The following is a 15,008-nucleotide window of genomic DNA, read 5'->3' as shown; positions in this document are numbered from 1 at the left end:
ATGGCCCGCGATATGACTCTGCCGATACCCGATAACGTGGCTCGTCAGGTTTCCCGTGCCGAACTCGGCGACCGTATTTTTGTAGTCGGCGGCAAGCTGCTCTGGCTCTGCCTGCTGGGCGTCGCGGTGCTGATGCCGCTGCTGGCGATCTTCTGGCGCGGCTTCAGCAGTGAAGCCGGGCAGGGCGGTGGCCTGGTGGCGGCGCGGGAGTTGGTCACCAGCGACAATTTCCACTGGCTGCTCGGTAACAGCCTGAAGGTTTCCGGCAGCGTTGCCGCCATCGTCGTACCACTGGCTTATCTGTTTGCCTACGCTTTGCAACGCACGCTTATTCCGGGCAAGGCGATCTGGCGCGGCATGTCGCTGCTGCCGTTGATGGCGCCGTCGATGCTGCCCGGGATTGCGCTGGTCTACCTGTTCGGCAACCAGGGCATGTTGCGCGGGCTGCTGTCGGACAACATCTATGGCTTCTGGGGCATCGTCCTCGGCGAAGTGATCTACACCTTTCCCCATGCCTTGATGATCCTGTTGTCGGCGCTTTCCCTGGCGGATGCACGTTTGTTTGACGCCGCATCGAGCATGGGCGCGAGTCCCGCCCGGGCGTTTCGCAGCATCACCTGGCCGGCGACGCGCCAGGCCGTGTTTGCCGCGTTTTGCCTGGTGTTCACTCTGACCATCACTGACTTTGGCGTGCCCGTGGTAGTCGGTGGCGACTATCAAGTACTGGCGCTGGAAGCCTACAAAGCTGTGGTCGGCCAGCAGCAATTCGGCCGCGGTGCCTTGATCGGCATGGTCCTGCTGCTGCCGGCACTGTTCAGCTTCGGTGTCGACGCCTGGTTGCGCCGCCGCCATGGCGACTCCATGAGCGGCCGCGCCCAGGTGTTCCAGCCGGCACCGTCGAAACTGCGGGATGGCTGCTACCTGGCCATCGTCCTGCTGATCTGCGCGATCCTGCTGCTGGTGTTCGGCATGGCGGTCTACTCATCCCTGGTGAAATTCTGGCCCTATAACCTTTCGCTGTCCCTGGCCCACTACCAGTTCGAAGACACGGCCGGCGGCGGCTGGCTGGCCTACCGCAACAGCATCACCATGGCCCTGTGCACCGCGTTGATCGGCAGCGTGCTGATCTTCACCGGCGCCTACCTGATGGAAAAGACCAGGGGCCAGAAGGGCCTGAACCTGGCGCTGCGCATGCTCAGCTTCGTGCCGATGGCGGTGCCGGGGTTGGTGCTCGGCTTGGGCTACGTGTTATTTTTCAACCTCAACGGCAACCCGCTGCATGTGCTCTACGGCACCATGACGTTGCTGGTGGTGTGCACCATTGCTCACTATTTGACCACCGCCCAAATGACCGCCACCACGGCCCTGCGCCAACTGGACGCGGAATTCGAAGCCGCCGCGCTGTCGCTGAAGGCGCCGCTGTACCGCCATTACCTGCGGGTCACCGTGCCGATCTGCCTGCCGGCGCTGCTGGACATCGTGCGCTACCTGTTCGTCTCGGCGATGACCACCGTCTCCGCCGCGATCTTCCTCTACAGCCCCGACACCATCCTCGCCGCCGTCGCCGTACTGAATATGGACGACGCCGGCAACGTCGGCGGTGCGGCGGCCATGTCGACCCTGATCCTGTTCACCTCGGCGGGCGTGTCCTTGCTGCTGGCGTGGGCCTCACGCGGCTTGTTGCGCCGCTCCCAGGCCTGGCGCCAAACCGCGCCCGGCCAATAATTCACCCATAAAGGAACTGCACCATGTTCAAGCCCCTGGCGTTAGCCGCTGCTGTGCTCACTGCGTTCAGCCTGAATGCCTTTGCCGCCAAGACCGAGTTGACCGTGTACACGGCCCTCGAAGCCGAGCAATTGAAGACCTACAAACAGGCCTTTGAAAAGGTTAACCCGGACATCGAGATCAAATGGGTGCGCGATTCCACCGGCATCATCACCGCCAAGCTGCTTGCCGAAAAAGCCCGCCCGCAGGCTGATGTGGTCTGGGGCCTGGCCGCTTCCAGCCTGGCGATTCTCGATCAGCAGGGCATGCTGCAAAACTACGCACCGGCAGATTTGAGCAAGATCGGTGCGAACTACCGCGACGCCGCCAATCCTCCGGCCTGGGTCGGCATGGACGTATGGGCTGCGACCATCTGCTTCAACACTGTCGAAGCCGAAAAGCAGGGCCTGAGCAAGCCGGTGAGCTGGCAGGACCTGACCAAGCCTGAGTACAAGGGCAAGATCGTGATGCCCAACCCGGCCTCGTCCGGCACCGGTTTCCTGGATGTGAGTGCCTGGTTGCAGACCTTCGGCGAGAAGCAGGGCTGGCAGTACATGGACGACCTGCACCAGAACATCGGCCAGTACGTTCACTCCGGTTCCAAACCCTGCAAGCTGGCGGCCTCGGGTGAATTCCCGATCGGCATTTCCTTCGAATACCCGGCCGTTCAGCTGAAGCGCCAGGGCGCACCGCTGGACATCATCCTGCCGAAAGAAGGCCTGGGCTGGGATATCGAAGCCACTGCCGTGATCAAGGGCACTGCCCACGCAGACGCGGCACAGAAACTCGCCGACTTCTCCGCCAGCCCCGCGGCGATGGAGCTGTACAAGGAAAACTTCGCGGTACTGGCCCAGCCGGGCATCGCCAAGCCGCAGACCGAGTTGCCGGCGGACTACGAGCAGCGGTTGATCAAGAATGACTTTGCCTGGGCGTCGAAAAACCGCGACAGCATCCTGACCGAATGGCGCAAGCGCTATGACGGCAAGTCGGAAAAACAATAACCACCGATCGTTCCCACGCTCTGCGTGGGAACGCGGCTCTGGACGCTCTGCGTCCGCTTTTGTAGTCGTGACGCGGAGCGTCACAGGATGCATTCCCACGCGGAGCGTGGGAACGAGAGGTCTTCATGACACAACTGCTGATCATCGGCGCCGGCATCCTCGGCCTGTCCCACGCTTATGCGGCCGCCAAACGCGGCCTCAAGGTCAAGGTCTTCGAGCGTAGCGCCACACCGCTGGGTGCTTCCGTGCGCAACTTTGGCCAGGCACTGGTCACCGGCCAGCCGCCCGGGCCGATGCTCGACCTGGCGCGGGAAAGCCGCGAAATCTGGGGCCAGTGGGCGCAACTCGCCGGCATCCAGCTCAAGCGCAACGGCTCCTATCTGTTCGCCCGCACCGAAGCCGAAGAGCACTTGCTTGAAGCCTTCTGCGCCGGTCGCGCGCAAGAACACGGTTATCGCGTCAAGTTGCTGCAAGGCGCCGCCCTGCACGAGCTGTACGGTGGCCAGTTCGCCCATCACCGCGCTGCGCTTCACGGCCTGGATGATCAACAACTGTATTCGCGCGAGGCTATCCCGGCGCTGATCAACTACCTGAGCCGCGAACTGAACGTGGAGTTTCATTTCTCTACCCTGGTCCGCGACATCGAGCCCGGCCAGGTACACACCACGGCCGGCTCCTTTCGCGGCGAGCAGATCATTGTCTGCTCCGGTCACGACTACCAGACGCTGCTGGCCGAGCAGATTGCCGAACTCAACCCGCAAATCTGCCGCCTGCAAATGCTGCGCGCCCGGCCAGTGGTGGAGTTGAACCTGCAACACGCGCTGCTGACCGGCCTCAGCTGCGTGCACTACGGCGCCTTCGCCGATTTGCCGGAAGCCGCGCCGGTACAGGCCGGAATTCTGCGGGATGTACCGCACCTGCATGAAAACGGTATTCACCTGCTGATCAGCCCGACACCCTATGGCGAACTGATCATCGGAGATTCCCACCATTACGGCAGCGATCCTTCACCGTTCAACGCCGAACAGGTGGACAACTGGATGATCGAACTGGCCGAACATACCCTGGGCTGCAAGATCCAGGTCGTGGAGCGCTGGCAGGGTGTCTATGGTTCCCGTGGCCCAGGGCCGTTTTCGTTCCTGCGGGCGGCGCCGGGGGTGAGTGCGGCGTTGATGCACACCGGCGTGGGCATGAGCGTTGGGCCGGCGATGGCGGAGCGCAATATCACAGAGTTGTGGGGGAGCGCGTGATGAACGCAGAGCAGGCAATCGCCGAGGTCTTCGGCCTTTACGAACAGCACGGCACGGCTGACTACATCGGCGAACCGGTCTCGCAGATCGAGCACATGTCCCAGGCTGCGCAGTTGGCCATGGCTGAGGGCTTCGATGATGAAGTGGTGCTGGCAGCGTTCTTCCACGATATCGGGCATATCTGCGGCCAAGGTGGCGAGAACATGGGCGGTTATGGTGTGGTCAGCCATGAACGGCTGGGCGCCGATTATCTGCGCCGCGCAGGCTTCAGCGAGCGGATGGCAAAACTGGTGGAATACCACGTGCAGGCCAAGCGTTATCTGACCTTCAGCCAGCCGGATTATTACGCACGCTTGAGCGAAGCCAGCCGTCGTACCTTGGGTTACCAGGGCGGCGTGATGACCGCCGAGGAAGCCCGGGCGTTTGAGCAGGACCCGTTGTGCGCCGTCAGCCTGCGCATGCGTCACTGGGATGAACAAGCCAAGGAAATGCATGTGCCGGTGCTGGACCTTGAAGTGTTGAAATCCAAGGCCCGGCAGTTGTTGGCGGCTTAGGTCTCGTCCAGGCGCTGGGCCAGGGCTTCGACCTGTTCCTGGCGTTCGGCCTGGCTCAATTTGGGGTGCGGGTTGAGGGACGACCATTGCGGATGAGCCCGGGCCTTGTTCAGGGCTTCGGGCAATTTGCCTTCGCGCCAGGTCTTGTCCTGTGGCGTGTCGACCTTGATGCTGTGGATCGCCGCATGGCCCCGCAGGTTCAGGGCCTTGAGCAGTTGCCGCTGGCGCAGGGCCAACAGGCGCAGCACGCTGTCGTCGACGGTCAGCTCGCGCTGGCCCTTGATCTTGCCCAGCAGGCGGCTGCCATAACTGCGGGCAGTTTGCAGCGCGCCTCCCGCGATGGCACCGGCGAGTGCGGCGGCGCCGAGGGTCAGGCCGCCTACGAGTAGATCCACACCTGCGCCGGCCGCCGCGCCGGCTGCGATTCCGCCACCGACCCGCACGCCCAGTTGCTTGAGGGTCTCGGGGTTGAACAGGTCATCGCCCCAGCGCCCGTCCAGCAGCGGTAGATCGCTGGCGGCGGCGTCCTGCGGGCGGAAGCCGAACAACTTGAGCAAGGCCTCCACGCAACGCTGTTCGCGCTGGCGCACGGCTTTGCGCAGTTCGCTGATGGCTTGCTGTTCTACCTCGGCTTCGCTGACCACGCTGCGGCGGCAGGCGGCGCAGTCGATCAGCAGTTCGGCGATCAGCCGCGCCGCACTTTGCTGGCGGGCCTGGCGCTGGGCTTCCTGATCAAGGATCAGCCGTTCCAGTTGCCCACGGGAGTTTTCCAGCAGCAGGGCGAGGCTTTCATAGAGCCGGCGCTCGCCGTCTTCCGGCGGCGCGACGCTGTCGAAACGCACCAGCGCGTGCAGGCCGAGGCGGGCGAGGGCTTCGCGCCAGTCCGGCTCGCGGTGGTCGGCGCTGCTGACAAAATTGAGCACCGGCAGCAACGGCTTGCCACAGCTGGCCAGCACTTGCAGCTCATCGCGGTACTTGGCCAGCACCGGCTCCCGGGCGTCTATCACATACAGCCCGGCGTCGGAGGCGAGCAGTTGGCGCAGCACCTTGGCTTCCTGTTCGAAGCGTTGCCGGGCCTCGCTGCCTTCCAGAAAACGCGCCAGCCGTGCCGGGCCGTCGAGGCGTTCGCCGGGGCGGTCCAGGCGTTCGAGGTAATCGAGCAGGGCGATGGCATCTTCCAGGCCCGGCGTGTCGTACAGCTCCAGCAAGGCTTCGCCGTCCACCGACAAGCGCGCACCTTCGACATGCCGGGTGGTGCTGGGACGATGGGAGACTTCACCAAAGCCGACGTCTCGCGTGAGCGTGCGCAGCAACGAGGTCTTGCCGACGTTGGTGTGGCCGACCACCGCAAGTTTCAGGGGCTTAGTCATGACCGGTCTCCAGCCAGGTGAGCGGCGCGCAATCGGCGAACGGTATCTCCAGTTGTTGCAAGGCCGTGTGCCAATCGCCCAGGCGCTCAGCATCCAGGGCCTGGCCGGCGGGCGCTTGCAGCAGCCAGACCCGAGTGGCGGTGGCGCTGCGGGCCAGTTCGGCAATCAGCGCAAGGCTGCCGCGATCCGGCGAGCGGCGTGGGTCGCAGGCGATGGCCAGGCGCGCGGGCGGGAAGCGGGTGAGTTGCTCCAGCAGCTTGTTGCGGGATTCACGGCTGTCGAGGATGCCGGCGTCCTTGACGCTGGCCGGGAGCTTCGGCGGCCATGGGCGCTGGTCGTCCAGCTCGATGGCCACCAGCAGGGCGCCGTCGCTTTCCAGTTCACTGACGCCGCCGGTTACGTGGTGCAACTGTTCGGGCGCCGCATCATTGACCCCAAGCCGTTCGCTGCTGGGCATCAGCCGTTCACGCAGTTGGCTGTAGCCGGGCAGGTTAAGGTCGAGGCTCAGGGCGGCGCGCCCGCGTTTCCAGCGCCACAGGCACAGCAGCGCGAGGATCAGGCGCGGCAGGATGCCGTATACCAGCAGCACGCCCACCAGCCAGGCGGCCCAGGCCTGGCGGGCGCTTTCGATATTCAGGGCGGCATCGCCGCTGGCGCGGATCATCTCGACAGTGGGCACATTGAAGCCGAGCAAGGCGGGCAGGGCGCCGAGGGTTTGGGTCACGGCGACAAAGGTGTCCGCCCGCAGGATGGTGGTTTCCCACACAAAGCCGTAGCGCCGGGTGGCCAACAGCGTCAGCAGGATCACCAGGGCGCTGAGCAGGGCCAGCAGCCACAGGCTGTTGACCAGCACACCGACGGCCCAGCGATTGAGTTTGCGCCGTTGCAGCAACAGCAGCAGCGCGGGCGCCAGTTGCGCGGCCTTGGCGTCGCGGGCGAGTTTTTCGCTGAGCCATAACCACAGGCGGCCGAGGCTGGCGCTGTGTTCACCGGCAAACAACAGGCCCAGGGCCCAGCTCAACAACAGGATCAGGTTCAAACCCAGCAGGCTGCCCAGGGCCCAGAACACATTGACCGGCGCCAACCCGTTGCCCAGCGCGGCAAACGCCAGGCCGGCGCCGCTGATAATGGCGACTGCCGCCAGCAGGATCAGCGCCAGGCGCGCACCTTGCAGCCAGCGGGTCAGGGCGGCGGTCAGGCCATCGCGTTCGGCCAGCCACAGCGCGCGGTTTTGAATGCGCGTGGGCAAATCGCCGCCGGCGCTGCGGGCCAGGCGATTGGCTTCCTGGTCTTCCAGGGCGCCCGCGTGTTCCTCGCGCAGGCGCACGGTCTCGGTCAGCCAGAGTGTTTGCAGGGGGTTCAGAGCTGTCACGCGCCGTCCTGTTGAGCCAGTGAGTCTGGAGCATAACCGCTGGAACGCCGGTTGGGGTATGCCGCGCGCGGCTCTGGTATTCTCGTCGCCATGAAAAAAACTCTCCCTTTAAGCCTGATCGCAGCCCTCGGTGAAAACCGTGTGATCGGCGTCGACAACAGCATGCCCTGGCATTTGCCGGGGGATTTCAAATATTTCAAGGCCACCACCCTGGGCAAGCCGATCATCATGGGGCGCAAGACCTGGGATTCCCTGGGGCGACCGTTGCCGGGCCGGTTGAACATTGTGGTCAGCCGTCAGACCGACTTGGCGCTGGAAGGTGCGGAAGTTTTTCTGTCACTGGACGCGGCCGTGGAGCGGGCTGAGGAATGGGCCAAGGCGCAGGGCGTGGATGAGCTGATGCTGATCGGCGGCGCGCAGTTGTATGCCCAGGGGCTGGAGCAGGCGGACCGCTTGTATTTGACGCGGGTGGCGTTGAGCCCGGACGGGGATGCGTGGTTTCCCGAGTTTGATTTGAACCAGTGGAAGCTGGTGTCGAATGTCGAGAATCCGGCTGAGGGTGACAAGCCGGCGTACAACTTCGAAGTCTGGGAAAAAGCCTAAGAGCATCGCAGGCAAGCCAGCTCCCACAGTTGACCGAGTATTACTGAAAAAACCGGTTCAATGTGGGAGCTGGCTTGCCTGCGATAGCGGTCTGTCAGGCCTGCGCCAATTCCGCATGCTCATCGGCATTGAGCAGTTCTTTATCCGTCTGCTGCATGATCTGGCTGGTAATCGCCCCCGCCGTCATCGAACCGTTCACGTTCAATGCCGTACGGCCCATGTCGATCAGCGGCTCAACCGAAATCAGCAGCGCCACCAGTGACACCGGCAAGCCCATCGCCGGCAGCACGATCAGCGCGGCAAACGTCGCACCGCCGCCCACGCCCGCCACACCGGCCGAACTCAAGGTCACAATCGCCACCAGGGTCGCGATCCACAGCGGGTCCAGCGGGTTGATACCCACGGTCGGCGCAACCATCACCGCCAGCATCGCCGGATAAAGGCCGGCACAACCGTTCTGGCCAATCGTCGCGCCAAACGAGGCGGCAAAGCCGGCGATGGACTGCGGGATCCCCAAACGACGGGTCTGCGCTTCAATGCTCAGCGGAATGCTCGCGGCGCTGGAGCGGCTGGTGAAGGCGAACGTCAGCACCGGCCAGACCTTGCGGAAGAACCGCAGCGGGTTGATCCCGGCCAGCGACAGCAGCAGGCCATGCACCACAAACATCAGGCCCAGGGCCAGGTACGATACCACCACAAAACTGCCGAGCTTGATGATGTCTTGCAGGTTGGAGCTGGCGACCACTTTGGTCATCAGCGCCAATACGCCGTACGGGGTCAGCTTCATCACCAGGCGCACCAGGCGCATCACCCAGGCTTGCAGGGTGTCGATGGCGTTGAGGACTTTCTGGCCTTTTTCCACGTCATCCTTGAGCAGTTGCAGCGCGGCAACCCCAAGGAATGCAGCGAAGATCACCACACTGATGATCGACGTCGGCTTGGCCCGGGCCAGGTCGGCGAACGGGTTCTGCGGGATGAACGACAGCAGCAGTTGCGGGATATTCAGGTCGGCGACCTTGCCCGCGTAATCACTCTGGATCACTTGCAGGCGCGCCATTTCCTGGGTGCCGGCCACCAAACCTTCGGCGGTGAGGCCGAACAGGTTGGTCAGGCCGATACCGATCAGCGCCGCGATTGCCGTGGTGAACAGCAGCGTGCCGATGGTCAGGAAGCTGATCTTGCCCAGGGACGAGGCGTTATGCAGACGGGCCACGGCGCTGAGGATCGAGGCAAACACCAGCGGGATCACGATCATTTGCAGCAACTGCACGTAACCGTTGCCGACCAGGTCGAACCAGCCGATCGAGGCCTTGAGCACCGGGTTGCCGGCACCGTAGATCGCGTGCAGCACCACACCGAAGATCACGCCGAGTACCAACGCAAACAACACCTTCTTGGCGAGGCTCCAGTTGGTTCGGCGGGTTTGTGCCAGGCCCAGCAGCAAGGCCACGAACACCAGTAAGTTGAGAATCAGGGGCAGATTCATTGAAGCTCCGTTGAGAAGGCAGCCAATCGCAGGAGCCTGCGATTGCGAACCGGCAAGCCTAACAGCTTGAAATATATTGATTTAATAACGTTATCGCATGGTGACTGTCGTTTTTGGAATAAGCGGGTGACGCGCAGGCGTATGGCATTGGCGCGATCACGACGAAAGCGGTCGCGCTCGGGCGATAACTGTCATACAGATTTGTTAGCGTCGATGTCTTTCACTCAGGGAGAAAACGCACATGAAGCTAGCGCCGAAACTGTTTGCCGCCGCGCTGTGCCTGGGCCTCGCGAGCCAGGCCTTTGCCGCCACCGAGTTGAAACACTGGCCGGCGGCTGCCGCCAAGCAACTGGACATGATGATTGCTGCCAATGCCAACAAGGGCAACTTCGCGGTGTTCGACATGGACAACACCAGTTACCGCTACGACCTTGAAGAGTCGTTGCTGCCGTACCTGGAAAACAAGGGCCTGATTACCCGCGACACCATGGACCCTTCCCTGAAGCTGATCCCGTTCAAAGACACCGCCGACCACAAGGAAAGCCTCTTCAGCTACTACTACCGCCTCTGCGAAGTCGACGACATGGTCTGCTACCCGTGGGTCGCGCAGATTTTCTCCGGCTTCACCCTCAAGGAACTCAAGGGCTACGTCGACGAGATGATGGCGTCGGGCAAGCCGGTGCCGGTCACCTATTACGACGGTGACGTGGTCAAGAACATGGAAGTGCAGCCGCCGAAGGTCTTCACCGGCCAGGCTGAGCTGTTCAACAAGCTGATGGAAAACGGCATTGAGGTCTACGTGATGACCGCCGCGTCCGAGGAACTGGTGCGCATGGTCGCGGCCGATCCGAAGTACGGCTACAACGTCAAACCCGAGAATGTCATCGGCGTGAGCACCTTGCTCAAGGACCGCAAGACCGGCGAGCTGACCACCGCCCGCAAGCAGATTGCCGCCGGCAAGTATGACGAGAAGGCCAACCTCGGTCTGGAGCTGACCCCGTACCTGTGGACCCCGGCCACCTGGATGGCCGGCAAGCACGCGGCGATCCTGACCTACATCGACGAGTGGAAAAAACCGGTGATCGTCGGTGGCGACACTCCGACCAGTGACGGCTACATGCTGTTCCATGACGTGGACGTGGCCAAGGGCGGCATCCACCTGTGGATCAACCGTAAAGACAAATACATGACCCAGCTCAACGGCATGATGGCCAAGCACGCTGCGGCCCAGGCCAAGGAAGGGTTGCCGGTGACGGCGGATAAAAACTGGGTGATCGTCAAGCCGGACGAGATTCAGTAAGACCGAGGCGCGGCCATCGCAGGCAAGCCAGCTCCCACATGGACCGAGTTCGCTCAGGCAACTCGGTCCATGTGGGAGCCGGGCTTGCCCGCGATGAGGCCGTCGGCAGCACTGCAAAACCCCAGCAAAAATAGATATCAATTGCGAACCAATCTCATCCTCTGCTAGCGTGCGCACTTCCTGAACATCCCGTTCTTCTCAAGGTAGTGCTGTGCTCTCCTGGAATTCGCAGATCGCGCGCCTGTTCGCGGAGCAGAAGAAGGCCCTCGAAGCCTTCGTCACCCGCCGCACCGGCAGTGCCCAGGTGGCCGCCGACCTGACCCAGGAATCGTTCCTGCGCCTGGCCCGGCTGGACTCCGGCGAGAAGATCGACAACCTCCCGGCCTTCCTCTTCACCATCGCCAGTAACCTGGTGCGCGACCACCAGCGCCAGGCCATCCGCCGCGAGCGCCTGGATGCCGGCGAACCCAGCGAAGAACTGCCCTGCAGCAACCCAAGTGCCGACGAGCAATTGGCTGCCTATCAACAGGAGCAACTGATGCAGGACGCGATCCTGGCGCTGCCCGAAGCGACTCGGCAGATCTTCCTGCTTTATCATGTCGACGAACTTTCCTACCGCGAGATTGGCGAACGCCTGTCGATCACCCCGCGCAGTGTGGAATACCAATTGCGTCGGGCCTTGATCGAATGCCGTGCCTTTATCAAGGCGCGACTGGCCTGTGATGAACAAGGACGCCGGTCATGAGCGCCGCACCCACTGCCGACGAGTTGTTTGCCGAAGCGTCCGGCTGGTATTTCCGTCTTCAGGCTGAAGACGTCACGGCGGCTGAAATCGAAGCGTTTTCCGCATGGCTCGGGCAGGGTGCCGCCCAGGATGATGCGTGGCAGGAAGTCCAGGCGATGCTGGGTGGCCTGCGCGAGCCAGCGCGGGTGATTCGTCGGGCCGAGCAAGCGGCCTGGCGCAAGCCGGCGCGCCGTTGGGCCTGTGCTGCCGCTATGTTACTGGCCGTCGGCCTGACGCTGCAGAACACGCCATGGCTGGATCGCCTGCGGGCTGACTACGCCACCGGCACCGGCGAGTCGCGCACCGTGGAACTGGCGGACGGCTCGCAGCTGCAACTCAACACCGACAGCGCTGTGCAGATCCGCATGAGCGCCGGTGAACGCCAGGTTCGCCTGTTGCGGGGCGAAGGATTTTTCAGCGTGACCAAGGATCCATCGCGGCCTTTCGTGGTGCAGTCCGGTGACGGTTGGGTGAAGGTAGTGGGTACGCAGTTCAGCGTTGCTCGCCGCGATGCGCAGACTCAGGTGCAAGTCGCCCAGGGCAAGGTTCAGGTCAGCTCCGGCGTGGGTGAGCCGGTGTACCTGGAGCCGGGGCGAGCGGTGGAGTATCAGGATCAACGCTTGGCCGCAGTCCACGCGTTCGACCCTGCCAGCGGGTTTGCCTGGCGCCAGCGGCAACTGGTGTTTCGCCAGCAGCCACTGTCTGAAGTGGTGGCCGAACTGAATCGCTACTGGCCGGGCAAGACCCTGGTGTTTGGCGATGCATTGCGCGATCGCGTGGTGTCCGGCGTATTCGAGATCGATAAACCTGACGCGGTCATCAAGGCCCTGGAATACACCCTCAACCTGCGTGCCGAGCATTACACCCCGTATTTGCTGGTGTTGCGCGAAGGCAAAGCGTCCTAGGCGAATCTTTTTCAAAAATCTTTCAGGGTTTCTCCCCAAGCCATCGTCCTTGATCACTGAGGCGTAAATAGTAAGCACTCTCAAGTAGTGCCGCGCCCGTTCACTGATTTTTGCACCGGGGAGCATCACCCATGGCACACCGATTCGCCGCACGGCCCTTGCTGGCGCTGGCCATTTCCTTGGCTTGCGGCACTGCGCCATTGTCTCTGCAGGCCGCCGAGACCACTCAGGCCCAGACCTACCGCTTCGATATTCCGGGACAAAGCCTGGATGGCGCATTGGCGGCGTTTTCGGCGGTGACGCGGGTTCAGGTGTTGGTGCCCAGTGAGTTGACCCAAGGTGTGGCATCGCCCGGCGTCAGTGGCAGCCTGGGGCAACGGGACGCTCTGGCGCGGTTGCTCGCGGGAACGGGTTTGAGTGCGGCCTTTATCAACGCCGATACCGTGACCCTGGAAAAGCGTGTGGCATCAGGCACAGCCCTTGAAGTGGGCGCAACCACCATCAGCGCCGAGCAGCTTGGGACGACAACCGAAGGCACCGGCTCCTACACCACCGGCGCGGTGACCATCGGCAAGGGTGAGCAGAAACTCAAGGATATCCCGCAATCGGTCAGCGTCATGACCCGCAAGCAGATGGATGACCAGAACACCACCAAGCTCTCCGAAGTGGTCAAGCGCACCCCGGGCCTGACGGCGACCAAATCACCCGGCCCCGGCATGTTCATCTTTTCCCGTGGCTTCGAAGTGGGCACCCTGCAATACGACGGTGTTGGCATCCCGCGTAACACCTACGCGCTGGGCAGCTACCTCACTGAAAACATGGCGATCTACGACCGTGTAGAGACGCTGCGCGGCCCAGCCGCCTTGCTACAGGGCGCCAACAGCCCCGGTGGCACCATGAACCTGGTGCGCAAGCGCGGCCAGGAGGCGCCGACAGTCACCATCACCGCCAAGGCAGGCTCCTGGGACCACTATGGCACCCAAGTCGATGCCGGCGGCCCGCTGAACGCCGAGGGCACGTTGCGCGGCCGCTTTGTGGCGGATTACGACACCACCCACTCGTTTGTCGACTACGCCGGCAGCTGGAACCAGACGGTGTATGCCGCCGTCGACTACGACTTCACCCCCGACACTACCGTCGGCGTGGGCATCAGCAACCAGAAAGGTCACTCTCGCCCGAACTTCATGTCTTTGCCGCGTTATGCCAATGGCAGCGACATCGGCCTTGCGCGCTCGACCTTTGTCGGTGCCAGCTGGAACCGTAGCGTCAACAACCAGACCCAAGTGTTCGCCGACCTGGAACATCGCTTCAACGACGACTGGAAACTGAAAGCCGCCGTGGTGGCCATGGATGAACACAACGACGCCACTTATCAGGCGACGTGGGACGAGATCCCCAATCCGGGCAGCACCGGCAACGTGCGTTATGTGGACTGGGTCACCGACTTCAACAACAAGAGCCGTGGGGTGGACGTCTACGTCAACGGCAAGTTCGAGACCCTTGGGTTCCGCCAGGAACTCGTGCTGGGCGCCAACTACTCGAAGCTTACGACCCACGACCTGTACGCCCGGGATGCCACCGACGGTGCGGATATCTTCAACATCGACCACAACCGTGTGCAGCGCGACAAATATCAATTATTCCAGGACGGCTCCGGGTCAAAGAACTGGTATGACATTCGCCAGAAAGGCATCTACGGCACTTGGCGCGTCCAGTTGCTGGACCCGCTGACCCTGATCGTTGGCGCCCGTACCAGTTGGTATGACTTTTCCTATATCGACCAAAGCGGTTTCCAGGGTGTGTACGACGCCCCTACTCAAAGCACCACCCAGACCACTGGCCGGGTCACGCCGTACGCAGGCCTGGTGTATGCCCTCAATGACCAATGGTCGGCCTACGCCAGCTATGCCGATGCATTCGAACCCCAGACCAACCTGACTACGTCCGGCAGCATGCTCAAGCCTATCGAGGGCAAGAATTACGAACTGGGCCTCAAAGGTGAATTGGCCGATGGTCGTCTCAATACCTCGTTTGCGATCTTCCGCTACGACCAGGAAAACCGTGGCGTGCAGGACCTGCAAGGGCCGATGAATTGTGGTGGCTGGTACTGCTCGGTCGCGTCGGGCAAGGTCCGCAGCCAGGGCTTTGAAGCCACCTTGAGCGGTGAGGTGCTGCCTGGTCTGCAACTGGCATCCAGTTACACCTACAACACCACCAAGTTCCTCAAGGACAATACTTACGAAGGCAAGATCTTCAGCACCTGGACCCCGAAGCACCTGCTCAAGGTGTGGGGTGATTACCAGTTGCCGGGTGACTGGGAGAAAGTCAGCGTCGGCGCCGGCGTTACCGCGCAAAGCAGCACTGAATCCTATGACCGCAACTTCAGTGTGCCGGGCAACGCCCTCTGGGATTCGCGGGTGGCCTACAAAATCAATCAGGAATTCACCGTGGCGGCGAACCTGAACAATATGTTCGACAAGAAGTACTACATCCCTGCGTACAACGCGACCTGGGGCAGCAACTACTATGGCGATCCGCGTAATGTGATGTTCACCATGACCTATACGCCGCAGTTCTGATTCAACCAGGCAAAAAAATGCCCCGCACATGGCGGGGCAT

At 62.5% G+C, this 15,008-nt stretch carries 12 protein-coding genes; 9 read left to right on the top strand and 3 right to left on the bottom strand.

What is annotated here, in order from left to right:
• The 4 genes from HX818_RS13315 (at position 1) to HX818_RS13300 (ending at position 4,569) form a co-directional block, all read left to right on the top strand.
• The gene (locus HX818_RS13315; protein WP_177020256.1) at positions 1-1,725 is read left to right on the top strand and encodes a putative 2-aminoethylphosphonate ABC transporter permease subunit; all 1,725 of its coding nucleotides are present in this window, start codon (positions 1-3) and stop codon (positions 1,723-1,725) included.
• A gap of 23 nt (positions 1,726-1,748) precedes the next feature.
• A complete protein-coding gene (locus tag HX818_RS13310) occupies positions 1,749-2,765 on the top strand; it encodes a putative 2-aminoethylphosphonate ABC transporter substrate-binding protein (protein WP_003213811.1) in 1,017 nt (338 codons plus the stop codon).
• Between the two features lie 125 nt (positions 2,766-2,890).
• Complete coding sequence (locus tag HX818_RS13305) at positions 2,891-4,015, top strand: TIGR03364 family FAD-dependent oxidoreductase (protein WP_177020255.1); 1,125 nt, start codon at positions 2,891-2,893, stop codon at positions 4,013-4,015.
• Positions 4,015-4,569: a phosphonate degradation HD-domain oxygenase gene (locus HX818_RS13300; protein ID WP_177020254.1), complete on the top strand. Its 555-nt coding sequence runs from the start codon at positions 4,015-4,017 to the stop codon at positions 4,567-4,569. Before HX818_RS13305 ends, HX818_RS13300 begins: the two co-directional genes overlap by 1 nt.
• Here HX818_RS13300 and HX818_RS13295 read toward each other — a convergent pair.
• Positions 4,566-5,939 (bottom strand): DUF3482 domain-containing protein, encoded by a 1,374-nt coding sequence (locus HX818_RS13295; protein WP_102604114.1) that lies wholly within the window; start codon positions 5,937-5,939, stop codon positions 4,566-4,568. The genes HX818_RS13300 and HX818_RS13295 overlap by 4 nt on opposite strands.
• Positions 5,932-7,311 carry a DUF2868 domain-containing protein gene (locus HX818_RS13290; RefSeq protein ID WP_177020253.1) on the bottom strand — a complete coding sequence of 460 codons (1,380 nt, stop codon included), beginning with the start codon at positions 7,309-7,311 and terminating at the stop codon, positions 5,932-5,934. The genes HX818_RS13295 and HX818_RS13290 overlap by 8 nt, the downstream gene beginning before the upstream one ends.
• A gap of 90 nt (positions 7,312-7,401) precedes the next feature.
• Between HX818_RS13290 and HX818_RS13285 the strand changes: the two genes are divergently transcribed.
• On the top strand, positions 7,402-7,914 hold the full coding sequence (locus tag HX818_RS13285; protein ID WP_177020252.1) for a dihydrofolate reductase: 513 nt from the start codon (positions 7,402-7,404) through the stop codon (positions 7,912-7,914).
• Positions 7,915-8,008: 94 nt separating this feature from the next.
• Here the strand turns inward: HX818_RS13285 and HX818_RS13280 are convergent, their stop codons facing one another.
• Entirely contained in the window at positions 8,009-9,400 is a 1,392-nt protein-coding gene (locus HX818_RS13280; RefSeq protein ID WP_003213804.1) for an L-cystine transporter, read from the bottom strand.
• Between the two features lie 241 nt (positions 9,401-9,641).
• Between HX818_RS13280 and HX818_RS13275 the strand changes: the two genes are divergently transcribed.
• The 4 genes from HX818_RS13275 to HX818_RS13260 all read left to right on the top strand — a co-directional run bounded on the left by HX818_RS13275 (position 9,642) and on the right by HX818_RS13260 (position 14,968).
• Positions 9,642-10,700: a haloacid dehalogenase-like hydrolase gene (locus HX818_RS13275; protein ID WP_256346328.1), complete on the top strand. Its 1,059-nt coding sequence runs from the start codon at positions 9,642-9,644 to the stop codon at positions 10,698-10,700.
• A 211-nt stretch (positions 10,701-10,911) separates the two neighbouring features.
• A complete protein-coding gene (locus HX818_RS13270) occupies positions 10,912-11,445 on the top strand; it encodes an RNA polymerase sigma factor (protein ID WP_177020251.1) in 534 nt (177 codons plus the stop codon).
• Positions 11,442-12,389: a FecR family protein gene (locus tag HX818_RS13265; RefSeq protein WP_177020250.1), complete on the top strand. Its 948-nt coding sequence runs from the start codon at positions 11,442-11,444 to the stop codon at positions 12,387-12,389. Before HX818_RS13270 ends, HX818_RS13265 begins: the two co-directional genes overlap by 4 nt.
• A 131-nt stretch (positions 12,390-12,520) precedes the next feature.
• Entirely contained in the window at positions 12,521-14,968 is a 2,448-nt protein-coding gene (locus tag HX818_RS13260) for a TonB-dependent receptor (protein ID WP_177020249.1), read from the top strand.
• Positions 14,969-15,008 lie beyond the last annotated feature (40 nt).

It is taken from the genome of Pseudomonas sp. F9001 (assembly GCF_013385435.1).
Classification (GTDB): domain Bacteria; phylum Pseudomonadota; class Gammaproteobacteria; order Pseudomonadales; family Pseudomonadaceae; genus Aquipseudomonas.
Note: the sequence above shows the minus strand (reverse complement) of the source record. Positions and strands in the feature narration are given on the sequence as shown.

Excerpts from the sequence above, each read along its gene's own strand:
- HX818_RS13315 (WP_177020256.1), top strand. The coding sequence starts at position 1 with ATGGCCCGCGATATGACTCTGCCGATACCCGATAACGTGGCTCGTCAG.
- HX818_RS13310 (WP_003213811.1), top strand. The coding sequence starts at position 1,749 with ATGTTCAAGCCCCTGGCGTTAGCCGCTGCTGTGCTCACTGCGTTCAGC.
- HX818_RS13305 (WP_177020255.1), top strand. The coding sequence starts at position 2,891 with ATGACACAACTGCTGATCATCGGCGCCGGCATCCTCGGCCTGTCCCAC.
- HX818_RS13300 (WP_177020254.1), top strand. The coding sequence starts at position 4,015 with ATGAACGCAGAGCAGGCAATCGCCGAGGTCTTCGGCCTTTACGAACAG.
- HX818_RS13295 (WP_102604114.1), bottom strand. The coding sequence starts at position 5,939 with ATGACTAAGCCCCTGAAACTTGCGGTGGTCGGCCACACCAACGTCGGC.
- HX818_RS13285 (WP_177020252.1), top strand. The coding sequence starts at position 7,402 with ATGAAAAAAACTCTCCCTTTAAGCCTGATCGCAGCCCTCGGTGAAAAC.
- HX818_RS13280 (WP_003213804.1), bottom strand. The coding sequence starts at position 9,400 with ATGAATCTGCCCCTGATTCTCAACTTACTGGTGTTCGTGGCCTTGCTG.
- HX818_RS13275 (WP_256346328.1), top strand. The coding sequence starts at position 9,642 with ATGAAGCTAGCGCCGAAACTGTTTGCCGCCGCGCTGTGCCTGGGCCTC.
- HX818_RS13265 (WP_177020250.1), top strand. The coding sequence starts at position 11,442 with ATGAGCGCCGCACCCACTGCCGACGAGTTGTTTGCCGAAGCGTCCGGC.
- HX818_RS13260 (WP_177020249.1), top strand. The coding sequence starts at position 12,521 with ATGGCACACCGATTCGCCGCACGGCCCTTGCTGGCGCTGGCCATTTCC.